The sequence below is a fragment of the Oryzobacter faecalis genome (genome assembly GCF_046764005.1).
Classification (GTDB): Bacteria; Actinomycetota; Actinomycetes; order Actinomycetales; family Dermatophilaceae; genus Oryzobacter; species Oryzobacter faecalis.
Window position 1 is genome coordinate 26,202 of the sequence record NZ_JBKOFW010000007.1, and the last position, 21,951, is coordinate 48,152.

Annotated in this window: 24 protein-coding genes; 13 read left to right on the forward strand and 11 right to left on the reverse strand. The window is 74.7% G+C overall.

What is annotated here, in order from left to right:
• Positions 1 to 2: 2 nt before the first annotated feature.
• From cobA to ACK8HX_RS13755, 3 genes are read left to right on the forward strand one after another with little or no spacing between them, the layout of a single operon-like run.
• Positions 3 to 1,238 (forward strand): uroporphyrinogen-III C-methyltransferase, encoded by a 1,236-nt coding sequence (cobA, locus tag ACK8HX_RS13745; protein WP_411941282.1) that lies wholly within the window; start codon positions 3 to 5, stop codon positions 1,236 to 1,238.
• On the forward strand, positions 1,231 to 2,388 hold the full coding sequence (locus ACK8HX_RS13750; RefSeq protein ID WP_411941283.1) for a uroporphyrinogen-III synthase: 1,158 nt from the start codon (positions 1,231 to 1,233) through the stop codon (positions 2,386 to 2,388). The genes cobA and ACK8HX_RS13750 overlap by 8 nt, the downstream gene beginning before the upstream one ends.
• 7 nt (positions 2,389 to 2,395) lie before the next feature.
• The gene (locus ACK8HX_RS13755; RefSeq protein WP_411941284.1) at positions 2,396 to 3,088 is read left to right on the forward strand and encodes a sirohydrochlorin chelatase; all 693 of its coding nucleotides are present in this window, start codon (positions 2,396 to 2,398) and stop codon (positions 3,086 to 3,088) included.
• Between the two features lie 47 nt (positions 3,089 to 3,135).
• On the opposite strand, the gene ACK8HX_RS13760 is transcribed toward ACK8HX_RS13755, so the two are convergent.
• From ACK8HX_RS13760 to ACK8HX_RS13775, 4 genes are read right to left on the reverse strand one after another with little or no spacing between them, the layout of a single operon-like run.
• Entirely contained in the window at positions 3,136 to 3,450 is a 315-nt protein-coding gene (locus ACK8HX_RS13760; protein WP_411941285.1) for an AzlD domain-containing protein, read from the reverse strand.
• The gene (locus ACK8HX_RS13765; RefSeq protein ID WP_411941286.1) at positions 3,447 to 4,202 is read right to left on the reverse strand and encodes an AzlC family ABC transporter permease; all 756 of its coding nucleotides are present in this window, start codon (positions 4,200 to 4,202) and stop codon (positions 3,447 to 3,449) included. The genes ACK8HX_RS13760 and ACK8HX_RS13765 overlap by 4 nt, the downstream gene beginning before the upstream one ends.
• Complete coding sequence (locus ACK8HX_RS13770) at positions 4,199 to 4,855, reverse strand: GNAT family N-acetyltransferase (RefSeq protein WP_411941287.1); 657 nt, start codon at positions 4,853 to 4,855, stop codon at positions 4,199 to 4,201. The genes ACK8HX_RS13765 and ACK8HX_RS13770 overlap by 4 nt, the downstream gene beginning before the upstream one ends.
• Complete coding sequence (locus ACK8HX_RS13775) at positions 4,855 to 5,586, reverse strand: enoyl-CoA hydratase-related protein (protein ID WP_411941288.1); 732 nt, start codon at positions 5,584 to 5,586, stop codon at positions 4,855 to 4,857. Before ACK8HX_RS13775 ends, ACK8HX_RS13770 begins: the two co-directional genes overlap by 1 nt.
• A gap of 131 nt (positions 5,587 to 5,717) precedes the next feature.
• Between ACK8HX_RS13775 and ACK8HX_RS13780 the strand changes: the two genes are divergently transcribed.
• The gene (locus tag ACK8HX_RS13780; RefSeq protein ID WP_411941289.1) at positions 5,718 to 6,143 is read left to right on the forward strand and encodes an OsmC family protein; all 426 of its coding nucleotides are present in this window, start codon (positions 5,718 to 5,720) and stop codon (positions 6,141 to 6,143) included.
• A 15-nt stretch (positions 6,144 to 6,158) separates the two neighbouring features.
• On the opposite strand, the gene ACK8HX_RS13785 is transcribed toward ACK8HX_RS13780, so the two are convergent.
• The gene (locus ACK8HX_RS13785; RefSeq protein WP_411941290.1) at positions 6,159 to 6,779 is read right to left on the reverse strand and encodes a pyridoxamine 5'-phosphate oxidase family protein; all 621 of its coding nucleotides are present in this window, start codon (positions 6,777 to 6,779) and stop codon (positions 6,159 to 6,161) included.
• Between the two features lie 162 nt (positions 6,780 to 6,941).
• On the opposite strand from ACK8HX_RS13785, the gene ACK8HX_RS13790 reads away from it, so the two are divergent.
• Positions 6,942 to 7,421 carry a hypothetical protein gene (locus tag ACK8HX_RS13790; protein WP_411941291.1) on the forward strand — a complete coding sequence of 160 codons (480 nt, stop codon included), beginning with the start codon at positions 6,942 to 6,944 and terminating at the stop codon, positions 7,419 to 7,421.
• Here ACK8HX_RS13790 and ACK8HX_RS13795 read toward each other — a convergent pair.
• Positions 7,406 to 7,873, reverse strand: coding sequence for a dihydrofolate reductase (locus tag ACK8HX_RS13795; RefSeq protein WP_411941292.1), 468 nt, complete (start codon positions 7,871 to 7,873; stop codon positions 7,406 to 7,408). The two genes, ACK8HX_RS13790 and ACK8HX_RS13795, sit on opposite strands and share 16 nt — an antisense overlap.
• Positions 7,874 to 7,886: 13 nt before the next feature.
• Positions 7,887 to 8,696: a thymidylate synthase gene (locus tag ACK8HX_RS13800; RefSeq protein WP_411941293.1), complete on the reverse strand. Its 810-nt coding sequence runs from the start codon at positions 8,694 to 8,696 to the stop codon at positions 7,887 to 7,889.
• A gap of 84 nt (positions 8,697 to 8,780) precedes the next feature.
• On the opposite strand from ACK8HX_RS13800, the gene dapA reads away from it, so the two are divergent.
• From dapA to ACK8HX_RS13815, 3 genes are all read left to right on the forward strand, one after another.
• Positions 8,781 to 9,668: a 4-hydroxy-tetrahydrodipicolinate synthase gene (gene dapA / locus ACK8HX_RS13805; protein ID WP_411941294.1), complete on the forward strand. Its 888-nt coding sequence runs from the start codon at positions 8,781 to 8,783 to the stop codon at positions 9,666 to 9,668.
• A complete protein-coding gene (locus tag ACK8HX_RS13810; RefSeq protein ID WP_411941295.1) occupies positions 9,665 to 11,350 on the forward strand; it encodes a ribonuclease J in 1,686 nt (561 codons plus the stop codon). Before dapA ends, ACK8HX_RS13810 begins: the two co-directional genes overlap by 4 nt.
• 409 nt (positions 11,351 to 11,759) lie before the next feature.
• Positions 11,760 to 14,444 carry an FtsK/SpoIIIE family DNA translocase gene (locus tag ACK8HX_RS13815; RefSeq protein ID WP_411941296.1) on the forward strand — a complete coding sequence of 895 codons (2,685 nt, stop codon included), beginning with the start codon at positions 11,760 to 11,762 and terminating at the stop codon, positions 14,442 to 14,444.
• Positions 14,445 to 14,477: 33 nt separating this feature from the next.
• Here the strand turns inward: ACK8HX_RS13815 and ACK8HX_RS13820 are convergent, their stop codons facing one another.
• Complete coding sequence (locus ACK8HX_RS13820; RefSeq protein ID WP_411941297.1) at positions 14,478 to 15,476, reverse strand: MauE/DoxX family redox-associated membrane protein; 999 nt, start codon at positions 15,474 to 15,476, stop codon at positions 14,478 to 14,480.
• Between the two features lie 37 nt (positions 15,477 to 15,513).
• Between ACK8HX_RS13820 and ACK8HX_RS13825 the strand changes: the two genes are divergently transcribed.
• The gene (locus ACK8HX_RS13825) at positions 15,514 to 16,215 is read left to right on the forward strand and encodes an ion channel (protein ID WP_411941298.1); all 702 of its coding nucleotides are present in this window, start codon (positions 15,514 to 15,516) and stop codon (positions 16,213 to 16,215) included.
• Positions 16,216 to 16,233: 18 nt separating this feature from the next.
• Here the strand turns inward: ACK8HX_RS13825 and ACK8HX_RS13830 are convergent, their stop codons facing one another.
• Complete coding sequence (locus ACK8HX_RS13830; RefSeq protein WP_411941299.1) at positions 16,234 to 17,427, reverse strand: dipeptidase; 1,194 nt, start codon at positions 17,425 to 17,427, stop codon at positions 16,234 to 16,236.
• A gap of 59 nt (positions 17,428 to 17,486) precedes the next feature.
• Between ACK8HX_RS13830 and rimO the strand changes: the two genes are divergently transcribed.
• The 4 genes from rimO to ACK8HX_RS13850 all read left to right on the forward strand — a co-directional run bounded on the left by rimO (position 17,487) and on the right by ACK8HX_RS13850 (position 20,501).
• Positions 17,487 to 18,908 carry a 30S ribosomal protein S12 methylthiotransferase RimO gene (rimO, locus tag ACK8HX_RS13835; RefSeq protein WP_411941300.1) on the forward strand — a complete coding sequence of 474 codons (1,422 nt, stop codon included), beginning with the start codon at positions 17,487 to 17,489 and terminating at the stop codon, positions 18,906 to 18,908.
• Positions 18,909 to 18,982: 74 nt separating this feature from the next.
• Positions 18,983 to 19,648, forward strand: coding sequence for a CDP-diacylglycerol--glycerol-3-phosphate 3-phosphatidyltransferase (pgsA, locus tag ACK8HX_RS13840; RefSeq protein ID WP_411941370.1), 666 nt, complete (start codon positions 18,983 to 18,985; stop codon positions 19,646 to 19,648).
• On the forward strand, positions 19,645 to 20,199 hold the full coding sequence (locus ACK8HX_RS13845) for a CinA family protein (RefSeq protein ID WP_411941301.1): 555 nt from the start codon (positions 19,645 to 19,647) through the stop codon (positions 20,197 to 20,199). The genes pgsA and ACK8HX_RS13845 overlap by 4 nt, the downstream gene beginning before the upstream one ends.
• Positions 20,196 to 20,501: a helix-turn-helix domain-containing protein gene (locus tag ACK8HX_RS13850; RefSeq protein ID WP_411941302.1), complete on the forward strand. Its 306-nt coding sequence runs from the start codon at positions 20,196 to 20,198 to the stop codon at positions 20,499 to 20,501. Before ACK8HX_RS13845 ends, ACK8HX_RS13850 begins: the two co-directional genes overlap by 4 nt.
• A 4-nt stretch (positions 20,502 to 20,505) precedes the next feature.
• Here the strand turns inward: ACK8HX_RS13850 and ACK8HX_RS13855 are convergent, their stop codons facing one another.
• Together ACK8HX_RS13855 and ACK8HX_RS13860 are read right to left on the reverse strand one after the other, a co-directional pair.
• Positions 20,506 to 21,387 (reverse strand): Fpg/Nei family DNA glycosylase, encoded by an 882-nt coding sequence (locus ACK8HX_RS13855; RefSeq protein WP_411941303.1) that lies wholly within the window; start codon positions 21,385 to 21,387, stop codon positions 20,506 to 20,508.
• Complete coding sequence (locus ACK8HX_RS13860) at positions 21,374 to 21,931, reverse strand: PadR family transcriptional regulator (protein ID WP_411941304.1); 558 nt, start codon at positions 21,929 to 21,931, stop codon at positions 21,374 to 21,376. Before ACK8HX_RS13860 ends, ACK8HX_RS13855 begins: the two co-directional genes overlap by 14 nt.
• Between the last annotated feature and the right edge of the window lie 20 nt (positions 21,932 to 21,951).

Here is a 21,951-nt window from a genome sequence, read left to right on the forward strand (position 1 = left end):
GCGTGACGACCCTCGTCGGCCTCGACCTCGCCGGCCGCCGCGTCCTCATCGTCGGCGCCGGCCTCGTCGGCATGCGCCGGGCCCGCCGCCTGCTCGAGGACGGGGCGCACGTCGTCCTCGTCGACCCCGCCCCGTCCGACGACGCCCTGCGCGTCGCCAGCCACGGCGACGCCGAGCTGCTCGTCCGCCGCGTCGCCGAGGCCGACCTCGACGGCGCCTGGTTCGTCGTCGCCGCCACCGCCGACCCGGAGGTCAACGCCACGGTCGCCGCGTGGGCCGAGGCGCGCGGCACGTGGTGCGTCAACGCGTCCGACCGGCGCCGCGGGTCGGCCCGGATGGCGGCCGCCAGCTCGCACGGCGACCTCACCCTCGGCGTGGTCTCGGAGGGCGACGCCGACCCGCGGCGGGCGGCTGCGGTCCGCGACCAGCTCGCCGTGCACGTCGCCGCCGGGGAGGTCGACCTGCGGCGCCGCCGCGTGCGGCGCGGGCGGGTCGTCCTGGTGGGGAGCGGCCCCGGCGACCCCGGGCTCGTGCCGGTCGCCGGGCTCGAGGCGCTCGCGACCGCCGACGTCGTCGTCACCGACCGGCTCGGCGCCACCCCGCTGCTCGACCGGCTGCCGGCCGACGTCGAGGTCGTCAACGTCGGCAAGAGCCCGACGAACCACCCGGTACCCCAGGCCGAGATCAACGCGATCCTCGTCGACCGTGCCCTCAAGGGCCTCACCGTCGTCCGGTTCAAGGGCGGCGACCCGTACGTCTTCGGCCGTGGTGGGGAGGAGGTCCACGCCTGCCGCCGGGCCGGGATCGAGGTGTCGGTCGTCCCGGGCATCACCTCGGCCTTCTCGGTGCCGGCGCTCGCCGGGATCCCGGTGACCCAGCGCGGTGTCTCGACCTCGGTGCACGTCAGCTCGGGCCACGTCGGCGCCGACCCCGCGACCCTCGCGGCCCTCACGGCCGGGGCGACCGTCGTCCTCCTCATGGCGGTCTCGGCGCTGCCCGACATCTGCGCCGCCGCGCTCGCCGCCGGGGTCGACCGCGACCTCCCGGTCGCGATCGTCGAGCAGGGCTCGACGGTCCGCGAGCGCGTCACGCGGGCGAGCGTCGGCACGGCCGCGGACGTCGCACGGGCCGAGGGTGTGCGGCCGCCGGCGATCATCGTCATCGGCCGCGTCGCCGCCGAGGGCTTCCTCGACGACCCCGTCTGCGCGACGTCGTCGACGGGCGGCGACGATGACTGAGGAGGTCGTGGCGGGTGACCCCGCGGGGCGGCCCGCGGTGCCGCCGCCGGGTGGGCCGGTGCTCGCCGGCGTCACGGTCGCCGTCACGGCCGACCGCCGCTTCAAGGAGCTCGCCGCCGCCCTCGAGCGCCGCGGCGCCGTCGTCGAGCACGCCCCCGCCCTCGAGGTCGTGCCGCACCTCGACGACCTCAGCCTCGTCGACCGCACGCGCGAGGTCCTCGCGAACCCGCCGGACGTCGTCGTCGCGACGACGGGGATCGGCTTCCGCGGCTGGGTCGAGGCGGCCGACGCGGCCGGGCTCGCCGAGGACCTCCTCGACGTCCTCGCGGACGCGCGGCTCATCGCGCGCGGGCCCAAGGCGCGTGGCGCCATCGAGGCCGCGGGGCTCACGGCCGACTGGGTGGCGACGTCCGAGACCGCGGCCGAGATCGAGTCCTTCCTCCTCACCGAGGGGGTCGCCGGCCTGCGGATCGCCGTGCAGCACCACGGCAGCGGCGCCGACGGGCTCGACGAGGCCTTCGCGGCGGCGGGCGCCGACGTCACCTCCGTCGTCGTGTACAGCTGGGGGCCGTCGGATCCCGACGTCCTGCGGGACTCGGTGCAGCGCACCGCTGCCGGACTCGTCGACGCTGTGGTCTTCACCTCCGCGCCCGGGGTCCTCGCGTGGCTGGAGGCCGCGGAGGTCGCCGACCTGCGCGCCATCCGGCGTCGCAACCTCGGCGGACGGCTCGTCCTCGCGACCGTCGGCCCGGTGACCGCCGCACCCCTGGCCGCTGCCGGCCTCGCGCCCCTCGTCCCCGGGCGGTGGCGCCTCGGGGCCCTGGTCCGCGAGCTCGTCACCCACTACGCCGACCAGCCCGTCCTGGCGACCGTGGCCGGCGACCTCGCGGTCCGGGCGCGGGCCGCCGTCCTCGACGGGCGGCCCCTGCCGCTCGGGCCGGCCGGGGTCGCGATCCTCGCCGAGCTCGCCGCGGCGCGCGGCGCCGTCGTCCCCCGCGAGCGGCTCCAGGCGCTGCTGCCCGGTGGCTCGACCGACCCGCACGCCGTCGAGACGGCCATCGGCCGCGTGCGCGAGGCGTGCGGCGCAAAGGACCTCGTCCGCACCGTCGTCAAGCGGGGCTACGCCCTCGCCCTCGCCGAGGTCCCGTGAGGAGGACGTGACCACCGCCCTCGTCGTCTGCGCGCACGGGACGCGCGACCCCGCCGGCCGGGCCGCCGTGCGGGCCGTCGTCGACGAGGTCGCCGCCCTCGTTCCCGGCGTCGACGTGCGTGAGGCCTTCGTCGACGTCCACGGCCCGTTCGTCGCCGACGTCGTCGCGGCGCTGCCCGCCGCGGGGGCGGGCGAGCCGCTCGCCGGGGTCGTCGTCCCCCTCCTTCTCGCCGGGGGCTACCACGTGCACGTCGACATCGCCGAGGCCGTCGCGTCACGGCCCGACGTCGTCGCGACCCCCGCGCTCGGGCCCGACGACCGCCTCGTCGACGTCGTCCTCGACCGGATGGCGGCGGCCTCGGCTCCCGAGGGTGCGGCGGTCGTCGTCGTGCCGGCCGGGTCGAGCGACGCGCGGGCCCAGGCCGACAGCGACGAGGTCGCGCGCCGGCTCGCGGAGCAGTGGGACGGCCCCGTGACCATCGGGTTCGCGGCGGGCCCGAGCCCGTCGGTGGCCGACGCGGTCGCGGCAGCCCGGGGCGGGGGAGGCGGCCCCGTCGTCGCCGCGTCCTACCTCCTGGCGCCGGGGTTCTTCCAGCGCCGCGTCGAGGAGTGCGGCGCCGACGTCGTCACCGGACCGGTCCTGCCCGACCCGCGCGTGGCCGAGATCGTCGTCGACCGGTACCGCGCGGTCGTCGGCTGACCGGTGGGGACCCGGAGGAGGAACCGGGCGTCCAGGGCCGTCGGGCGCTAGCCCCAGCCGAGCGCGCGCACGCCCGCGGCGACCCCTGCCGCGGTGAGGACGACGACGAGGAAGTTCGCCCGCAGGAGGAGCAGGCCCACCGCCACCCCGACCGCGACGAGCCGGGCATCCAGCACGAGCGCACCACCGTCACCGACGACCGTCTGCACGACGACGAGCGCCGAGAGCAGCGCCACCGGCAGCAGCGTCGTGATCCGCGACGTCCGCTCGCCGGCGAGGAGGCTGTCCGGCACGAGGTACCCCGCGACCTTGAGGGCGAGGCACGCGAGGCAGGCGGCGAGGACCGCGACCCACACGCTCATGGCGTCGGGTCCCAGCCGGGCAGGTGCCCGTCGTCGCCCTCGAGCGGCCGCTCGTGGCGCCCGGGGTGGCGCAGCCCCACGACGAGCGCGGCGACGACGGCGAGGATGACCGGCACGCCCGGGGGCAGGAAGGGCGAGGAGAGCAGGGCGACGAACGCGGCGAGCACCGCGGTCGCCGTGGCGTCCCTGCTGTGCAGTCGGGGCCAGAGGAGGGCGACGAAGGCGGCGGCCGCGGCGGCGTCGAGGCCGAGGTCACGCGGGTCACCGAGGGCGTTGCCGAGCAGCGAGCCGACGAACGTCGAGGCGTTCCAGAGGAGGAAGACGGCGATGCCGGTGTGCCAGAACCCGATCCGCTGGGCCGCCGGCTCCGGCTGGGCGATACCGACCGCCGTCGACTCGTCGATGGTCAGGTGCGCGGCGGCGAGCCGCCGTGGACCGCGGACCCCGAGGAAGCGCGCGGCCTGGAGGCCGTAGAGCCCGTTGCGGATGCCGAGCATCGCCGCCGTCGTGATCGCCGCGGGAGCGGCCGCGAGGCCCCCGGCCCCGATGATCCCGACGAAGGCGAACTGCGAGCCCCCGGTGAACATGACGAGGGAGAGCGCCTGGGCCTGCCAGACGTCGAGCCCGGCGGCCACCGCCAGCGCGCCGAAGGAGACGCCGTAGGCCCCCGTGGCGACCCCGACCGACCACGCCTGCCGGACGACCTCCCGGCGCCTGGCGTGCGGCAGCGGCCCCTCGGTGGCGGCCGTCACCGGGGGTCCGGTGGCTCGTCCCCGCCCACGTGGACGGACAGGCGGACCTCGCGCAGGGTCTCACCCTCGGGGGAGACGACGCGGTCGCGGAAGGCGCCGTCCGGGGCGAACCCCGACGCGGCGAGGAAGGCGCGGGCGGCCTCGTCGTCGGCGAGGAGCCAGAGGGAGACGGTGTCGGCACCGGCCTCGCGCAGGACGTCGACGGTGGCGTTGAGCAGGCGCGACCCGTGGCCCTGCCGCCGGGCGTCGGGGTGGACGCCGAGCACGGTCACCTCCCCGGTGGCCGGCCCGGCGTCGGGGTCCTGGCTCGGCCCGACCGCGGCGAGGCCGACGACCTGCTCCCCGGCACAGGCGACGAGCAGCCGGTGGACACCCTGCGGCGGGGCGGCGAGGCTCTCGCGCCAGGAGCGCGCGAAGGCCTCCGGCTCGAACAGGGCCACCACGTCGTCGGGGACGCGCCCCGCGTAGGCCTCCCGGAACACCCTCGCCTGGACGAGGCCGACCGCCGGGGCGTCGTTGGGGCGGGCAGCACGCACGCTGGCGTCGGCCGAGGGCGAGCCCGCCGACCCCGCCCCGTGGCTGTGGCCGTGGTCGTGGTCGTGGTCGTGGTCGTGGTGGGAGCCGTGGCCGTGGCCCGCGCCGCCCTGCGTCATCATCGGCCGCCGAACAGCGGCTCGCGCCGCTCGCTGGAGGCGCGCCGGCCCTCCGCGAGGTCGTCGCTGCCCCAGGCGCGCGCGAACGCGGCCTCGTACCGGGCGACCTGCGCGAGGTCGTCGCGGCGCGCGTCGAAGCCGACCTTGGACCCCGACTGGCTCAGCGGGGCGAGCACGGCGGCGCGGGCCGCCACCTCGGTCGCCTCGGGCAGGCCGCCACGGACCTGTGCCGCTCCGAGCCGCCAGGCGTCGTCGGCGTCGAGGACCGCCCCGGTGAGCACCATGTGCCGCGCGGCGCCCTCGCCCCAGACACGGGTGACCCGGTCGATGGTCCAGTGGTCGACCATGAGGCCGAGACGCGCGACCGGGACGGCGAAGCGGGCGCCGTCGGCGACGACCCGGACGTCGCACGCGACGGAGAGCTGCATCCCGAGCCCCATGCACGAGCCCTCGACCGCGGCCACGGTGACGACGGGCAGCGTGGCGAGGTGCTCCAGGACCTCGGCGAGGCGCGAGGTGAACGAGACGTCCTCGAGCTCCAGGAGGTCGGCGCCGGAGCAGAAGTGCCCGTCGGCGCCGGTGAGGACGAGCGCGCGGGCGCCCTCGTCGACGGCGTGCACGACGGTGCGGTGCAGCTCGTCGAGCGAGTCGAGGTCGAGGGCGTTGCGGCGGTGGGTCCGGTCGATCGTCACGGTGGCGACGCGGTCGGCGAGCTTGAGGTGGATCGGCACGCGAGCACAGTACCCACGGCTCGCGGCCCGCCGCTCGGGCGCCCGTGTCCGCTGCGCAGGTGCCCGGCGACGTCGGTGGCCCGCGTGGGTAGGGTCGGAGGAAGACGTCCCCACCCGTGAAGGAGCAGCAGATGGCCACCACCCGCACCGCCACCGCCCACTGGGAGGGTTCCCTCTTCGAGGGGTCCGGCCAGGTGACGCTCGAGTCCTCGGGCATCGGCACCTTCGACGTCAACTGGCCCGCCCGGGCGGAGGCCCCGAACGGGGTGACGAGCCCGGAGGAGCTCATCGCCGCCGCCCACTCGACGTGCTTCTCGATGGCGTTCTCCAACGGGCTGGCGCAGGCCGGGACACCGCCGACCACGCTCGACACGACCGCAGAGGTGACCTTCCAGCCCGGCACCGGCATCACCGGCATCGTCCTCAAGGTCGTCGGCTCCGTGCCGGGCTTGTCCGCCGAGCAGTTCCAGGAGGCCGCCGAGGCCGCCAAGGAGGGCTGCCCCGTGAGCCAGGCCCTCTCGGTCCCGATCACCCTCGAGGCCACCCTGGCCGGCTGACGCCGGAGCGCGGGGTCAGCGGCCGAGGACCTCGCGCTCGCCGGGGTCGCGGGCCGGGTCGGCCGCGGGGAGGACGTCGCTCGCCCAGTCGGAGCGCTTCCACTCCGGGACCGGGGTCAGGCAGTCCTCGCGCGGGACGAACCGTGACCGTCTGACCAGCTCGTAGCGGTGGATGTACCGCGGGCAGTTCGGGTAGACCCTGCGCGCCCGCACGCGGACGACGAGCTGCGCCTCGGGGTGCTCGGCGAGCAGCGGGTCGTCGAGGTCGATGCTCGCCGTGCCCTCGAGCCGCAGCCGGTGCCCCTTGGCGAAGTCGACGAACAGCATCCCCACCTCGGGGTTGAGCAGGACGTTGCCGGCGGAGAGGTACATCCCGTTGCCGTCCCAGCTCGGGTAGGCGAGCGTGTGCTCGTCGAGGACGCGGACGAACCCCGGCTCGCCGCCCTTGTACGAGCAGGTCGGCCGCCCGTCGGGGTCGGCGGTCGCGAGGAAGAACATGTCCCGCGCCTCGATGAACGCCCGGTCGCCCTCGTCGATGGTGTCGTGGACGAGGAGGTCGTCGATCCGGTCCGCGAGCCTGCGGGTGTCGAACCGGTCCTGCAGCGTCCGGCTGCCCTCGTGGAACCCCGTGCCCATCGCGCCCTCCGCGCTCTCGGCGCCCCCTGGTGGGGACGTGCTGCCACGGCGAGTGTCGCCCCGCGCGGCGCCGCGGTCGATGGCCCGTCCGAGCCATTGACCTCCCCGCGCCCCGGGAGGAGGGTGCCCTCGTCGGCTTCTCTTGCAGGGAGGGAGACGGTGATGGACGAGGGGCGTGGCTGGCTGCGCGTGGCGGCCGTGTGCGCGTGGGTCACGGCGGTGGGCTTCGGTGGCCCGTGCGCCTGGGCCATCTGGCGCCTGGCCGACACCGGGGTCGTGCCGACGCTGCTCGGCTACCCCGTCTACGGAGGCGGGGGGTTCGAGGACCTCGGGTTCTCGACGACCGTGCCGATGCTCGTCGGCTTCCTCGTGGTCTGCCTCATGGAGGCGTACGTGGGGTTCCGGCTGTGGGGAGGGCACTCCGACGGGGCGGCGCTGGCGCTCGTGGCACTCGCCCCCGGAGCCCTGGTGTGGTGGGGCTTCGCCCTCCCGGTCGCCCCGGTCCTCGCCGTCGTCCGAACGCTGTGCGTCGCCGTCGGCTGGCAGGCCCGCACGAGCGGCACGCACCGCGGCACCCCGGGCGGCGCCCACCGCGGGTCCCACCGCGGGTCCCACCGCGGTCGGCCTCAGCTGCGCTCGTAGACCACCCTGGACCAGCCGTCGTGCGGCTCGCGCGAGACCTCGCGCCACGCCTCACGGGACCACGCGGGGAACCACGTGTCGCCCTCGGGCTCGGCGTCGACCTCGGTGAGGACGAGCCGGTGCGCGAAGGGCAGGGCCTCCGCGTAGACCTGCGCGCCCCCGGCGACGAAGACCTCGTCGGCCGGCCCGGCGAGCGAGATCGCCTCGGCGAAGGAGTGTGCGGTCTCGACGTCCGCGTGCCGCCACGAGGGGTCGCGGGTGACGACGACGGTGCGGCGTCCGGGCAGGGCCCGCCCGATGGAGTCGAACGTCCGGCGGCCCATGACGAGGGTGTGGCCCATCGTCGTCGCCTTGAAGTGGCGCAGCTCGTCGGGCAGGTGCCAGGGCATCCCGCCGTCCTTGCCGATGACCCCGTTGCGGGCCACCGCGGCGATGAGGCTGATGCGTGTCATGGGATCCCTCGCCTCAGACCGCGATCGGGGCCTTGATGGACGGGTGCGCCTGGTAGCCGACGAGCTCGAAGTCGTCGAGGTCGTAGGCGTCGATGGAGTCGCGCGGGGTGATCGACATCGTCGGCAGGGGGTGCGGGTCGCGGGTCAGCTGCAGCCGCGCCTGCTCGAGGTGGTTCGAGTACAGGTGCGCGTCGCCGAGCGTGTGGACGAAGTGGCCCGGCCGCAGGCCGGTGAGCTGCGCGACCATCATCGTGAGGAGCGCGTAGGAGGCGATGTTGAAGGGGACGCCGAGGAAGACGTCGGCGCTGCGCTGGTAGAGCTGGCAGTCCAGGTGGGCGGGCCCGCCGTCGGCCGCGGGTCGCACGTAGAACTGGAACAGCGCGTGGCAGGGGGGCAGGGCCATGTCGTCGACGTCGGCGACGTTCCAGGCCGAGACGATGTGCCGCCGCGAGTCGGGGGAGTGCCGGATCGACTCGACGACCCTGGCGACCTGGTCGACCCGACGCCCGTCCGGGGTCGGCCACGAGCGCCACTGGTGGCCGTACACCGGACCCAGGTCGCCGTTCGCGTCGGCCCACTCGTCCCAGATCGTGATGCCGCGCTCCTGCAGCCAGCGCACGTTGGTGTCCCCGCGCAGGAACCACAGGAGCTCACCGATGATCGAGCGCAGGTGCAGCCGCTTGGTCGTGACGACGGGGAAGCCCTCGGCGAGGTCGAAGCGCATCTGGTACCCGAAGACGCTGCGCGTGCCGGTGCCGGTGCGGTCGGACTTCTCGACGCCGGTGGTGAGCACGTGGTCGAGGAGGTCGAGGTACTGGCGCACGGGCCGAGCGTACCCGCGGCCGCCCCCGGCACCCGGGCGCCGCCCCGGCGCGGCCCGACTCGTGGGCCCACTACCCTTGGCGCCATGACGATCAACCCCTTCGGCCGCGTCCTCACCGCGATGGTGACCCCCATGTCACCCGACGGGGAGGTCGACGAGAAGGGCACCGACTCCCTCGTCGACCACCTCCTCGACACCGGCCACGACGGGATCGTCGTCAACGGCACGACCGGTGAGGCCAGCACCCTCACCGACGACGAGAGCATCGCGACGATCCGGCGGGTCAGGGAGCGCGCGGGCGACCGCGCGACGGTCGTCGCCGGGGTCGGGTCCAACGACACCCGCCACGCGGTGCACATGGCGCAGCGGGCGGCCGAGGTCGGTGCCGACGCGCTGCTCCTCGTCTCGCCGTACTACAACAAGCCGACCCAGGCGGGTCTCGTCGCGCACTGCCGCGCCGTCGCCGACGCCACCGAGCTGCCGGTGATGCTCTACGACATCCCGGGACGCACCGGCATCCCCTTCCAGCACGACACCCTCGTCGCCCTCGCCGAGCACCCGCGCATCCTCGCCGTCAAGGACGCCAAGGGCGACCTCGCCGCGGCGACGAGGGGTCTCGCCGACACCGACCTGCTGTGGTTCAGCGGCGAGGACGCCCTCACCCTGCCGCTGCTCGCCATCGGGGCCGTCGGCACGGTCTCGGTCGTCGGGCACGTCGCGGGCCGCGAGTACCGCGCGATGGTCGAGGCCGTCGACCGCGGTGACCTCGCGGAGGCCCGGAGGCTCAACGCGGCGCTGCTGCCCGTCGTGGACGCGATCATGTCGCCGTCGCAGGGGGCGATCATGGCCAAGGCCGCACTCGTCGAGCTCGGCGTCATCGAGTCGGCCGCGGTGCGACTCCCCCTCGTCGAGAGTCCGCCGGAGCACCTCGAGGCCCTGCGCGCCGCCCTCGCGACCCTCCCGACCCGATGAGCCACCCCCACCCCGAGCTCGAGCTCCCCGGTCCGCTGGAGGACGGCGGCGTCCGCGTCGTCGCACTCGGCGGCCTGGGCGAGGTCGGCCGCAACATGACCGTCGTCGAGCACCGCGGCCAGCTGCTCGTCATCGACTGCGGGGTGCTGTTCCCCGACGACCACCACCCCGGGATCGACCTGATCCTCCCGGACTTCGAGTACGTCAAGGACCGGCTCGACGACATCCAGGCGATCGTCCTCACGCACGGCCACGAGGACCACATCGGCGCGGTGCCCTACCTCCTGCGCCTGCGCAAGGACATCCCGCTCGTCGGGTCGACCCTGACGCTGGCGCTCATCGAGGCCAAGCTCAAGGAGCACCGGATCACCCCGTACACCCTGGGGGTCACCGAGGGGCAGCGCGAGAGGCTCGGCGTCTTCGACTGCGAGTTCGTCGCGGTCAACCACTCGATCCCCGACGCCCTCGCCGTGGCGGTCCGGACGTCCGGCGGCACCCTGCTGCACACCGGCGACTTCAAGATGGACCAGCTGCCGCTCGACGGCCGCCTCACCGACCTGCGCGCCTTCGCCCGCCTGGGGGAGGAGGGCATCGACCTGTTCCTCACCGACTCCACGAACGCCGAGGTCCCCGGCTTCACGACGCCCGAGCGCGAGATCAGCCCGGCCATCGACAAGGTGTTCCGGCACGCCGAGCGCCGCATCATCGTCGCCTGCTTCTCCTCGCACGTGCACCGCGTGCAGCAGGTCCTCGACGCCGCCGAGAAGGCGGGGCGCAAGGTCGCCATGGTCGGCCGGTCGATGGTCCGCAACATGGGGATCGCCGCCGACCTCGGCTACCTCCACGTGCCCGACGGCGTCCTCGTCGACGTCAAGAAGCTCGACGACCTGCCCGACGACCAGGTCGTCCTCGTCTGCACCGGCTCCCAGGGCGAGCCGATGGCGGCGCTGTCGCGGATGGCGAACCGCGACCACCGCATCGACGTCGGTCAGGGCGACACCGTCCTCATGGCGTCCTCGCTCATCCCGGGCAACGAGAACGCGGTCTACCGGGTCATCAACGGCCTCATGCGGCTGGGGGCCACGGTGGTCCACAAGGGCAACGCCAAGGTCCACGTGTCCGGCCACGCCAGCGCCGGCGAGCTCCTCTACTGCTACAACATCGTCAAGCCGCGCAACGTCATGCCGGTCCACGGCGAGTGGCGCCACCTCGTGGCCAACGCCGAGCTGGCCGTGGCCACGGGCGTGCCGCGCCAGAACGTCGTCGTCGCCGAGGACGGGGTCGTCGTCGACCTCCTCGACGGTCGGGCGCGCATCGTCGGCGCGGTGCCCTGCGGGTACGTCTACGTCGACGGGTCGTCGGTGGGGGAGGCCGACGAGGCGCTGCTCAAGGACCGCCGGATCCTGCGCGACGAGGGCTTCATCTCGGTCATCGTCGTCGTCGACTCGATGACGGGGAAGGTCGTCGCCGGCCCCGAGATCACCGCACGCGGGTTCGTCGAGGACGACGTCATCTTCGACGACGTCATGCCCTCGCTCGTCAAGGCGCTCGACGAGGCGACGGGCAACGGGGTCACGGACGCCTACCAGCTCCAGCAGGTCATCCGCCGCTCCGTCGGCGGCTGGGTCGGGCGCAAGATCCGTCGGCGCCCGATGATCATCCCGATGGTCGTCGAGGCCTGACCGCTTCGTGACCCCTCGGGGTCCTCGCGGCACCTCCTCCGGCCCGGAGCGGGTGCGTCCTGTGACACCCGGGTCCTCTGGTCACGGTTGTGACTCATGTGGCGACGAGGGCTGGCAACTTCCGGCCACTTGGTGATATGGGGCAGTGAGAAAGGTAAGGGAAACGTAAAGTTCTGGTCAGCGGAGGTCAAAGGACCAGCCGACCTCGACGTGGCCTCCGAGCAGGGGTGGCCACGTCGCCCGGCGCATCTGGCCGCAGGGGGTCAGATGCGCCGGGAACTCCGGCTCCGGCCCCGCCGCCACCCCACACCCCGCCGTACCGGCGTCGTGTGGGCCTGCCCCGAAACCGGCGGCGTCACGGCGCGTGTGACGCGTGATACCGGTGTGACTCTCGCGTAGCCTGCGCAGCATGGCGACTCGTACGTCCTCCTCGGCGCGCGGCCGGTCCTCCTCGACCCGGCCCGCGTCCCGCCGTGCGCCCGCGCGGCGCACGACGTCCTCCCGCACGCCCCGCTCCGGCGGGTTGCCGCTGCCCCTGCGGGCGGTCCAGTCGACCTGGATGGGCCTGGCCCACGCCACGGGAGCGGTCGCCCGCAAGGTCGGCGACACCGGGCGCGACCTCGAGCCCGAGCACCGTCGCGACGGCCTCGGCCTGCTCTTCCTCGCCCTCGCCGTCGTCGTCGCGGCCCGCGAGTGGTGGGGGATGCCGGGGCCGGTCGGCACGGTCGTCCACGCCGTCGTCGCGGGCACCTTCGGCCGCGTCGGCTACGCCGTGCCCCTCGTCCTGCTCGCCATCGGCATCCACCTGCTGCGTGCGCCGAAGGAGGAGTCGGCCAGCTCGCGGATCCTCGTGGGGACGACCGCGCTCGCGTTCTCCGCGTGCGGCCTCGCCCACGTCGCCGCCGACATCCCCACCCCGCCGGAGGGGGCGAACGCCATGCGCGCGGCCGGCGGCATCATCGGCTTCCTCGCCTCGAGCCCGCTCGAGGCGGCGGTGTCCGTCTACGGCACCGTGCCGCTCCTGCTCATGCTCGGCCTGTTCGGCGTCCTCGTCGTCACGGCGACCCCGCTCCACCAGGTCCCCGAGCGGCTGCGCACCGTCCTGGCCCGGCTCACCGGGCACGCTCCGGCCGAGCCGGAGCGGGACGAGCCCGCGGCCACCCCGCGCCGGCGCCGCACCCGCGCCGACCTCGAGGCCGACGCCCTCTCCGGCGACGAGGCCTTCGAGCAGGCGGCGGTCGTCGACCCGGTCACCGGGCGCCGCCTGCGCCCCGGCCAGAAGCGCCCGGCCCCCGTCGCTCCCACGCCGGGCGGCGACGCCACGGCGGCCGCCGGCCCGGCCGCCCGCGGGCCGGTGCCCGAGAGGGTCGCCCTCGAGGCGCCGCCGACGACCCCGCTCCCGCAGCGGGTCGAGCAGCTCTCGCTCGCCGGCGACGTCACCTACACGCTGCCCGACTCCGCGATCCTCGAGCCGGGCAGCCCGCACAAGGCCCGCAGCGCGGCCAACGACCGGGTCGTCGAGGCGCTCACGCAGGTGCTCGACCAGTTCGAGATCGACGCCCAGGTCACCGGCTTCACCCGTGGCCCGACCGTCACCCGCTACGAGGTGGAGCTCGGCCCCGGCATCAAGGTCGAGCGGGTCACCGCCTTGTCGAAGAACATCGCCTACGCCGTCGCGAGCGCGGACGTGCGCATCCTCAGCCCCATCCCGGGCAAGTCGGCGATCGGCATCGAGATCCCCAACACCGACCGCGAGAAGGTCTCCCTCGGCGACGTCCTGCGCAGCCAGGTCGCCCGGGGCACCGAGCACCCCATGGTCATGGGTGTCGGCAAGGACGTCGAGGGCGGCTACGTCATCGCCAACCTCGCGAAGATGCCGCACCTGCTCGTCGCGGGCGCCACGGGCGCCGGCAAGTCGAGCTTCGTCAACTCGATGATCACCTCGATCCTCATGCGCTCCACCCCCGACGAGGTCCGCCTCGTCCTCGTCGACCCCAAGCGCGTCGAGCTGACCGCCTACGAGGGGATCCCGCACCTCATCACGCCGATCATCACGAACCCGAAGAAGGCCGCCGAGGCCCTCCAGTGGGTCGTGCGCGAGATGGACACCCGCTACGACGACCTCGCGGCGTTCGGGTTCAAGCACGTCGACGAGTTCAACAAGTCCGTCAAGGCCGGCAAGGTCAAGCCGCTCCCGGGCTCCGAGCGTGTCATCGCGCCGTACCCGTACCTCCTCGTCGTCGTCGACGAGCTCGCCGACCTCATGATGGTGGCACCGCGCGACGTCGAGGAGTCGATCGTCCGGATCACCCAGCTCGCCCGTGCGGCCGGCATCCACCTCGTCCTCGCGACGCAGCGTCCGTCGGTCGACGTCGTCACCGGCCTCATCAAGGCCAACGTCCCCTCGCGGATGGCGTTCGCGACCTCCTCGCTCGCCGACAGCCGCGTCGTCCTCGACCAGCCCGGCGCGGAGAAGCTCATCGGCCAGGGCGACGCGCTCTTCCTCCCGATGGGCGCCAGCAAGCCGATGCGCGTGCAGGGGGCCTGGGTCACCGAGTCCGAGATCCAGGCCGTCGTCAAGCACGTCACCGACCAGCTCAAGCCGAGCTACCGCGACGACGTCACCGTCACGGCACCGAAGAAGCAGATCGACGACGACATCGGCGACGACCTCGACCTGCTGCTCCAGGCCACCGAGCTCGTCGTCACGACGCAGTTCGGCTCGACCTCGATGCTCCAGCGCAAGCTGCGCGTCGGCTTCGCCAAGGCCGGCCGGCTCATGGACCTCCTCGAGAGCCGTGGCGTCGTGGGGCCCTCCGAGGGCAGCAAGGCGCGCGACGTCCTCGTCAAGCCCGACGACCTGCCGACGACCCTCGCCCTGCTGCGCGGCGACGACGTGCCGGAGTCCCTCGACGAGCCGTACGACGACCGCGCGGTCACCGACGACTCCACCGACGACACCTCCGAGGTGCCCGTCCTCCGGGGGTACGGCGGCGACGCGGTGGCAGACGACCTCGACCGCTACCCGGCGGCCGTCGAGTACGGCGACGAGGACGGCGGCGAGGACGCCTGGGAGCTCACCGGGCGGCGCTGACCCCACCCGCGGCGGTGCGCGGGTCGGGGTGGGTCAGGGGGCCGTGACGTCGGTCTGCGCGCGCAGGTGCTCGCGCACGTCCTCGACGAAGGCGCGGACCTCGCCCTCGCCGTGCACGGGCCCTCCGGCGAGGTACCCGTCGGTGCCGAGGAGGACGGCCCCGGGCGTCGACATCGCGAACGCCGCACGGGCGATGCCGAACTCGTCGAACCAGGCGTGCCCCTTGAGGTGGCCGAGCCCGACGACCAGCGACTCCGGCGACCCGGCCACGACGGCCTTGACGACGACGAGCGGCGCGAGGTCGTCCGCCCACCCGGCCACCTCGTGCGAGAGCGACTGGCACGGGGTGCACCCGGGCGACAGGAAGAGCAGGAGGTGCGCGCCGCGGTTGGTCTGGTCGCGCAGGAGGGCGACGCGCCCCTCCTCGGTGAGCACCTGGGCGCGGGGGATGGCGGTGCGCAGGTAGTTCCCGTCCTCGTCCACCTCGGGCTCCGAGCCGCCGGTGACGTCGGCGGACCCGGTCGACCGGTGCGTCACGAGGACCGCCGCGAGGCTGGCCAGGGCGGCGGCGCCGAGCCACGCCCACGTCGCCGGCTCGCTGAGGGCGGGGACCAGGGCGACGTCGCGCTGCCCCGCGACGACGGCCAGGCCCGCCGCCGCGACGAGAACCACGTTGCGCCACACCGTGACCCGGGTGACGCGGTCGTCACCGAGGGCGCCGAAGCAGCCGCAGTCGACAGGCTCGGGACGGCGGACGGCCCGGGCCACGAGCACGAGGTAGGCGAGGAAGAGGACGAGCACGAGGACGGCCCCGAGGAGGAGGAGGGCGCCGCCCGTGACGAGCAGCCACAGTCCGAGGACGGCCTCCGCCCACGGCAGGGCCCGCCGCACGGGGGACCGGTCGAGGACGGTGGGCACCTCGAGGGCGGTGAAGGCCCGGTCGACCGACGCGGGGTCGCGCAGCTTGGCGACCCCGCTCACGAGCAGCACGGCGGCGCAGGTGAGGAGCGGCAGGAGCAGCGGGCTCGGCATACCGGCATTGTGCGGCACCCGCGCCTACAGTGTGGCCATGACGTCGACGTGGGAGGACCTGCGCGAGCCCCCGTCCCGGTCGGCGCGGTGGCGGGCGACCCTGCGCAAGCAACCGTCGGCCTTCCTCCTGGCGGTCCAGATCCTCGTCATCCTCCTCCTGCCGTTCCTCGAGACCTCGGACGGTGGGCGGGCGGTCATCTCGCTGCTCAGCCTGTCGGCGCTCGTCATCGCGATCTTCACGGTCCGCAGCACCCCGGCCCTCACGTGGCTGTCGGCGACCCTCGCGCTGCCCGCGGTCGTCTTCGAGGTGTGGAGCCTGTTCGACGACCGCAGCGTCATCCTCGCCCTCGCCCACGCGGCCCTCGCGCTCTTCTACTTCTACACGGCGTACGCGCTCATCGCGTACATGTTCGAGGACTACTGGGTCACCAAGGACGAGCTGTTCGCCGTCGGGGCGTGCTTCACCGTGCTCGTCTTCGCCTTCGCCTACGTCTTCCTCGCCGTGCAGGAGGTCTGGCCGTCGTCGTTCACGTCCTTCGACGGACCGGGGCAGCGGACCCTGCTCGAGCTGCTCTACTACTCCGGCGCCAACCTCACCTCGGTGGGGCTCTCCGACGTCGGACCCATCAGGCCGGAGGCTCGCGCGATCGGCACCGTCGAACAGCTCGGTGGGGTCCTGTACGTCGCGATGGTCATCTCGCGCCTCGTCGCGCTGACCGTGCTCCGTTCCCGGCAGTAGGGGAGGCCGGTCCGCGGCTCAGGCCGGGGTGCCGTCGAGGTCCTCGATCCGGGCCAGGCTCGGCCCCCGGGTCGCGGAGATCGCCGCGGCGCGCTCCTCGGCCTCCTCGAGCACGCGCAGCGCGTTGCCCCCGGCCAGCGCCGCCAGGTCGCGGTCGCTCCACCCCCGGTCGGCCAGGGCCGCCAGGAGGCGCGGGTACCCGCTGACGTCCTCCAGCCCGTCGGGGAGGACGTCGACGCCGTCGTAGTCGCCGCCGAGCCCGAGGTGCTCGGGGCCGACGACCTCGCGGACGTGCTCGACGTGCCGGACGACGTCGTCGAGGGACGCCGTGGGCCGGCCGAGCCGGTCGCGTCGCTCGAGGTAGAAGGGGACGAAGGCGGCCTCGTCCTGGGGGTCGATGCCGGCCGCCACTGCCGCGTCGGACGCGTCGAGGTCCCAGTCGCGCACGTCCTGGCTGACGAAGCGCGGCACGAAGGTGACCATGCACACCCCGCCGTTCCCGGGCAGCCGCTCGAGGACGTCGTCGGGGACGTTGCGCGGGTGGTCGCAGACCGCCCGCGCGGAGGAGTGCGAGAACACGACCGGCGCCTCGGTCGTGTCGAGGGCGTCGCGCATCGTGTCGGCCGAGACGTGGCTGAGGTCGACGAGCATCCCGATCCGGTTCATCTCGCGCACGACCTCGCGGCCGAACGCCGAGAGGCCGCCGAGGACCGGGTCGTCGGTGGCCGAGTCGGCCCACGGGACGTTGTCGTTGTGGGTCAGCGTCAGGTACCGCACGCCGAGGGCGCCGAGCATCCGCAGGGTGCCGAGCGAGGAGTCGATGCTGTGCCCGCCCTCGGCCCCCATGAGGGAGGCGATCCGCCCGGCCGAGCGCGCGGCCTCCACCTCGGCCCGGGTCGTCGCGAGGGCGAGGGCGTCGGGGTAGCGGGCGGCCATCGAGCGGACGGCGTCGACCTGCTCGAGGGTGGCGGTCACCGCGGCGTCGCCCTGCAGCGTCGCCGGCACGAAGACCGACCAGAACTGGGCGCCGACCCCGCCCTCGCGCAGCCGGGGGAGGTCGGTGTGCGTCGGCTGCCCGGCCACCGCGATGTCGAGGCGGTCCCAGTCGTAGCCGGTTCGCTCGCGGGCCTCCCACGGCAGGTCGTTGTGGCCGTCGACCACCGGGTGGTCGGCGAGGAGGGCGCGGATACGGGTGAGGGTGTCGCCGGGCATGCCCGCGACCCTATCCGCCGGGTGCAGGCGGCCCGGGCGTGCGCAACTAGAGTGACGGCATGCCTTCCTCCACCCGCGGCAGCGTCGCCCTCGTCACGCTGGGCTGCACGCGCAACGAGGTCGACAGCGAGGAGCTGGCCGGACGTCTCGCCTCGCAGGGCTGGACCCTCGTCGAGGACGCCGCGGACGCCGACGTGGCCGTGGTCAACACGTGCGGCTTCGTCGAGCAGGCGAAGAAGGACTCGATCGACACCCTCCTCGAGGCGGCCGACCTCAAGGCGACCGGCCGCACGCGCGCCGTCGTCGCCGTGGGGTGCCTCGCCGAGCGCTACGGGCAGACCCTCGCCGACGAGCTGCCCGACGCCGACGCCGTCCTCGGGTTCGACTCCTACCGCGACATGTCCACGCACCTGCGGGCCGTCCTCGACGGCGAGAAGGTCGTGTCCCACGTGCCCTCCGACCGCCGCCGGCTGCTCCCGCTCACCCCGGTGGAGCGGGCCGAGGCCGCCGCGGGCGTCGCGCTCCCCGGCCACGGGGACGGTGAGTCGTTCGTCCGGGCCCGGCTCGACGCCCGCCCGTGGGCCCCGCTGAAGATCGCCAGCGGCTGCGACCGGCGCTGCTCGTTCTGCGCCATCCCGATGTTCCGCGGCTCGTTCGTCTCGCGCCGCCCCACCGACGTCGTCGCCGAGGCGCGCTGGCTCGCGGGGCAGGGGGTGCGTGAGCTGTTCCTCGCGAGCGAGAACTCGACGTCGTACGGCAAGGACCTCGGTGACCTCACCCTCCTCGAGAAGCTGCTCCCCGAGCTCGGCGCGATCGAGGGGATCGACCGGGTGCGGGTGTCCTACCTCCAGCCGGCCGAGGTGCGCCCGGGGCTGCTCGAGGCGATGGCGGCCACCCCCGGCGTCATGCCCTGGTACGACCTGTCCTTCCAGCACGCCGCGCCCGCCCTGCTCCGGCGGATGCGGCGCTTCGGTGGCACCGACGCCTTCCTCGAGCTCGTCGGCCGGGTCCGGTCCCGGGAACCGCTCGCCGGCATCCGGAGCAACGTCATCGTCGGCTTCCCGGGCGAGACCGAGGAGGACGTCGCCGAGCTCGAGCGCTTCCTCACCGAGGCCCGGCTCGACGTCGTCGGCGTCTTCGGCTACTCCGACGAGGACGGCACCGAGGCCGAGCACCTCGACGGCCACCTGCCCGAGGACGTCGTGGCCGAACGGGTCGAGCGGCTCACCGCCCTCGTCGAGGAGCTCACCGCCGAGCGCGCCCAGGAGCGGGTGGGGGAGCGGGTGGTCGTCCTCGTCGAGGAGCACGACGAGGACGAGCCGGACGTCGCCGTGGGGCGCGCCGAGCACCAGGGCCCCGACGTCGACGGCGTCTGCCTCCTGCGCGCGGCCCCCGGCGGGACCCTGCCCACGGTCGGCTCGCTCGTCGAGGGCGTCGTCACGGGGTCCCTCGGGGTCGACCTCGTCGTGGAGGCGCGGTGACCGACAAGCCCACCCGCCCGGTGCGCCCCGGCCCGCTGGCCGAGGGGCGCGCCAGCGACCCGTACCGCGCCGGCATCGACCCGGCGAGCCCGGTGGTCCCCACGACCGGGCCGAGCGCGTGGAACATCGCGAACTACCTCACGGTCTTCCGCCTGCTCCTCGTGCCGGTCTTCGCCTGGCTGCTCCTCGTCGACGACGGCCGGAACGCCGCGTACCGGTGGACCGCGTTCGCGGTCTTCGCCGTCGCGATGCTCACCGACCGGATCGACGGCGACCTCGCCCGCAGCCGCGGCCTCGTGACGAACGTCGGCAAGGTGCTCGACCCCATCGCCGACAAGGCCCTCGTGACGATGGCGCTCGTCGGGCTCTCGGCCGTCGGTGAGGTCTGGTGGTGGGTGACGATCGTCGTCCTCGTCCGCGAGTGGGGCATCACCGCCGTGCGGTTCTGGGTCATCCGGCACGGGGTCATGGCGGCCGGCAGGGGCGGCAAGGTCAAGACCCTGCTCCAGACGTTCGGCATCGGCTTCTTCCTCTGGCCGCGCTGGACCCTTCCGGCCCCCGCGTTCTGGGACGGCCTGGCCTGGACCCTGCTCGGGGCGGCCGTCGTCGTCACCGTCGTCACGGGCGTCGACTACCTCGTGCAGGCGCTGCGCCTGCGCCAGACGAGCGAGCGGGCCCTGCGCAAGCGCGCCGAGCGGGCGGCACGGGCCGCCCGGCCGAGCGGGACCACGGAGCCGTGACGCCGCACCACGGGGCCGCGGCCGTCGTGGCCGACCTCGTCGCGCGCGGCCTCACCGTGGGCACGGCGGAGTCGCTGACCGGCGGGCTCGTCGCGGCCGCCCTGACGAGCGTCCCGGGGGCGTCGGCCGTCGTCCGTGGGGGAGTCGTCGCGTACGCCAGCGACGTCAAGGCCTCCGTCCTCGGGGTCGACCCGGTCCTCCTCGCTGCCGAGGGTGCCGTGTGCGCCCCGGTCGCCGAACAGCTCGCCGAGGGCGTGCGGGCGGTGCTGCGGTGCGACGTCGGGCTCGCGACGACCGGGGTGGCGGGTCCCGACCCCGCCGACGGGAAGGCCGTGGGCACGGTGTTCGTCGCCGCCGCCGGGCCCTGGGGAATCCTCGTCGAGGAGCACGCGTTGACCGGCGACCGGGAGCAGGTGCGCGCGTCGAGCGTCGACGCCGTGCTGCGGCTCCTCGGCCGGGGTCTCCACAACCTCCGGGCCGCCGTGGGTGGCGCGGGGTACGGTGGGACCCAGCACGAGAGCACCGACGACGCCCGAGAGGAGGCACCGTGATCCTGCTGCGACACGAGCTCGGCGAGGTCCTGCGCGAGATCCGCCAGGAGCAGGGCCGCACGCTGCGCGACGTCGCCACGTCGTCCTCGGTGTCCCTGGGCTACCTCAGCGAGCTCGAGCGCGGAACGAAGGAGGCCTCCTCCGAGCTGCTCTCCGCGGTGTGCGGCGGCCTCGGCCTCCCGCTCAGCGACGTCCTCGGGCTGGTGCAGGAGCGCGTCCAGCGGGTCGAGACCCTCTCCGCGCCGGTCAGCCTCCACGTCCCGGCCCTCGGCGCCGACACCGTGTCGGCCTCCGCGGCCTGACCCCTCAGGCGCGGCCGCGCCGGTAGGTGTCGCCGCTGCCCCCGCGGCCCGACGCCCCGAGCGGACGTTGTGGTCGCCCGTCGTCGGTCGGGGCCAGTCCGCCCTGGCAGGTCGGGCACGAGAACATCGTCCGCTCGCGCGGCGCCGTCCCCGTCATCGCGACCCTCACCGTGTCGCCGCACCGCCGGCAGGGGCGGCCGGAGCGCGCGTGGACGTACGCCTCCTCGCCGGCCCGCTGGATGCCGGTGCTGCCCTGCCACCCGGTGCGGGCCGCGGCCGCCATGAGCCGGTGGAGCCGCTCCAGGAGGGCGCGCACCCGCTCGGGGTCGAGGTCGCGCCCCGGTGTCCACGGGTGCACGCGCTCGATGAAGAGCAGCTCGCTCGCCCAGAACGTGCCGACGCCCGCGAGGACGCGCTGGTCGAGGAGGAGGTCCCCGACGAGGGCCGTCGAGCCGGTGACCCGGCGGGTCACCTCGTCGGGGTCCCAGTCGGGGCCGAGGACGTCCGGGCCGAGGTGCCCCACGACCTCGCCCTCGCGGGCGGTGAGGACGAGGTCGAGCATCCCCAGCCGCAGGCCGATCGCGGACCACGAGGACGTGAGGACCGCGGCCCGCAGGTCACGGCGGCGCAACGCCCGTTCGGTGTCGGGACCGGGGTGCTCGACGCGCCACTGGCCCTCCATCCGCAGGTGCGAGTGCAGCGTCGTGCCGGAGTCGAGGCGGTGGAGCACGTGCTTGCCGCGCGCCACGACCTCGACGGTGGTGGCGCCGCGCAGGTCGGCGTCGGCGATCGAGGGCCAGCGCAGGTCGGACCGCTCGACGACCGCGCCCTCGAGGGCGCGGTGCAACCGGTCGGCGGTGCGGTGGACGGTGTCACCCTCGGGCACCGGCGCCGCCCCCTTCCGCGTCCGGCAGCGCGGCGAGGCACTCGCGCGCCCAGGCGAGCTGGGCGCGGGCGACGTGCTCGCCGAACGCCAGGGTCATCGTGCGGTAGGCCTGCTCCGGGCTGTCGTCGCCGGTGATCTCGTCGCGGACCTCGGCGTAGTGCTCGAGCGCCGCCTCGGCCTGACGTTCGGCGTCGGCGAGGAGGTCGGCCGGAGCGCCGTCGGGCAGGTGGGTGCCGAAGAAGAGCCGGAGGAGCAGGCCGTTGCGCGCCGGGGGCGCCCGGTGCGGCTCGGACAGCAGGTCGCGCAGCCGGTCGACCCCGTCGGCGGTGATCTCGTAGACCGTCCGTGAGCGGCGCCCGCTCGGTGCGGGACGCACCGCCCCGGCCTCCTCGAGCGCGGCGAGCGTCGGGTAGATCTGCCCGAAGCTCTCGTGCCAGAAGTGGCCGAGGGTCTCGCCGATGGCCGCGCGCACCTCGTAGCCCGTCATCGGGCCCGTGGAGAGGGCGCCGAGGACGGCGACCTCGGTCTGGGCGCGTCTAGGCACCGACCCACTGTATCTGCTAG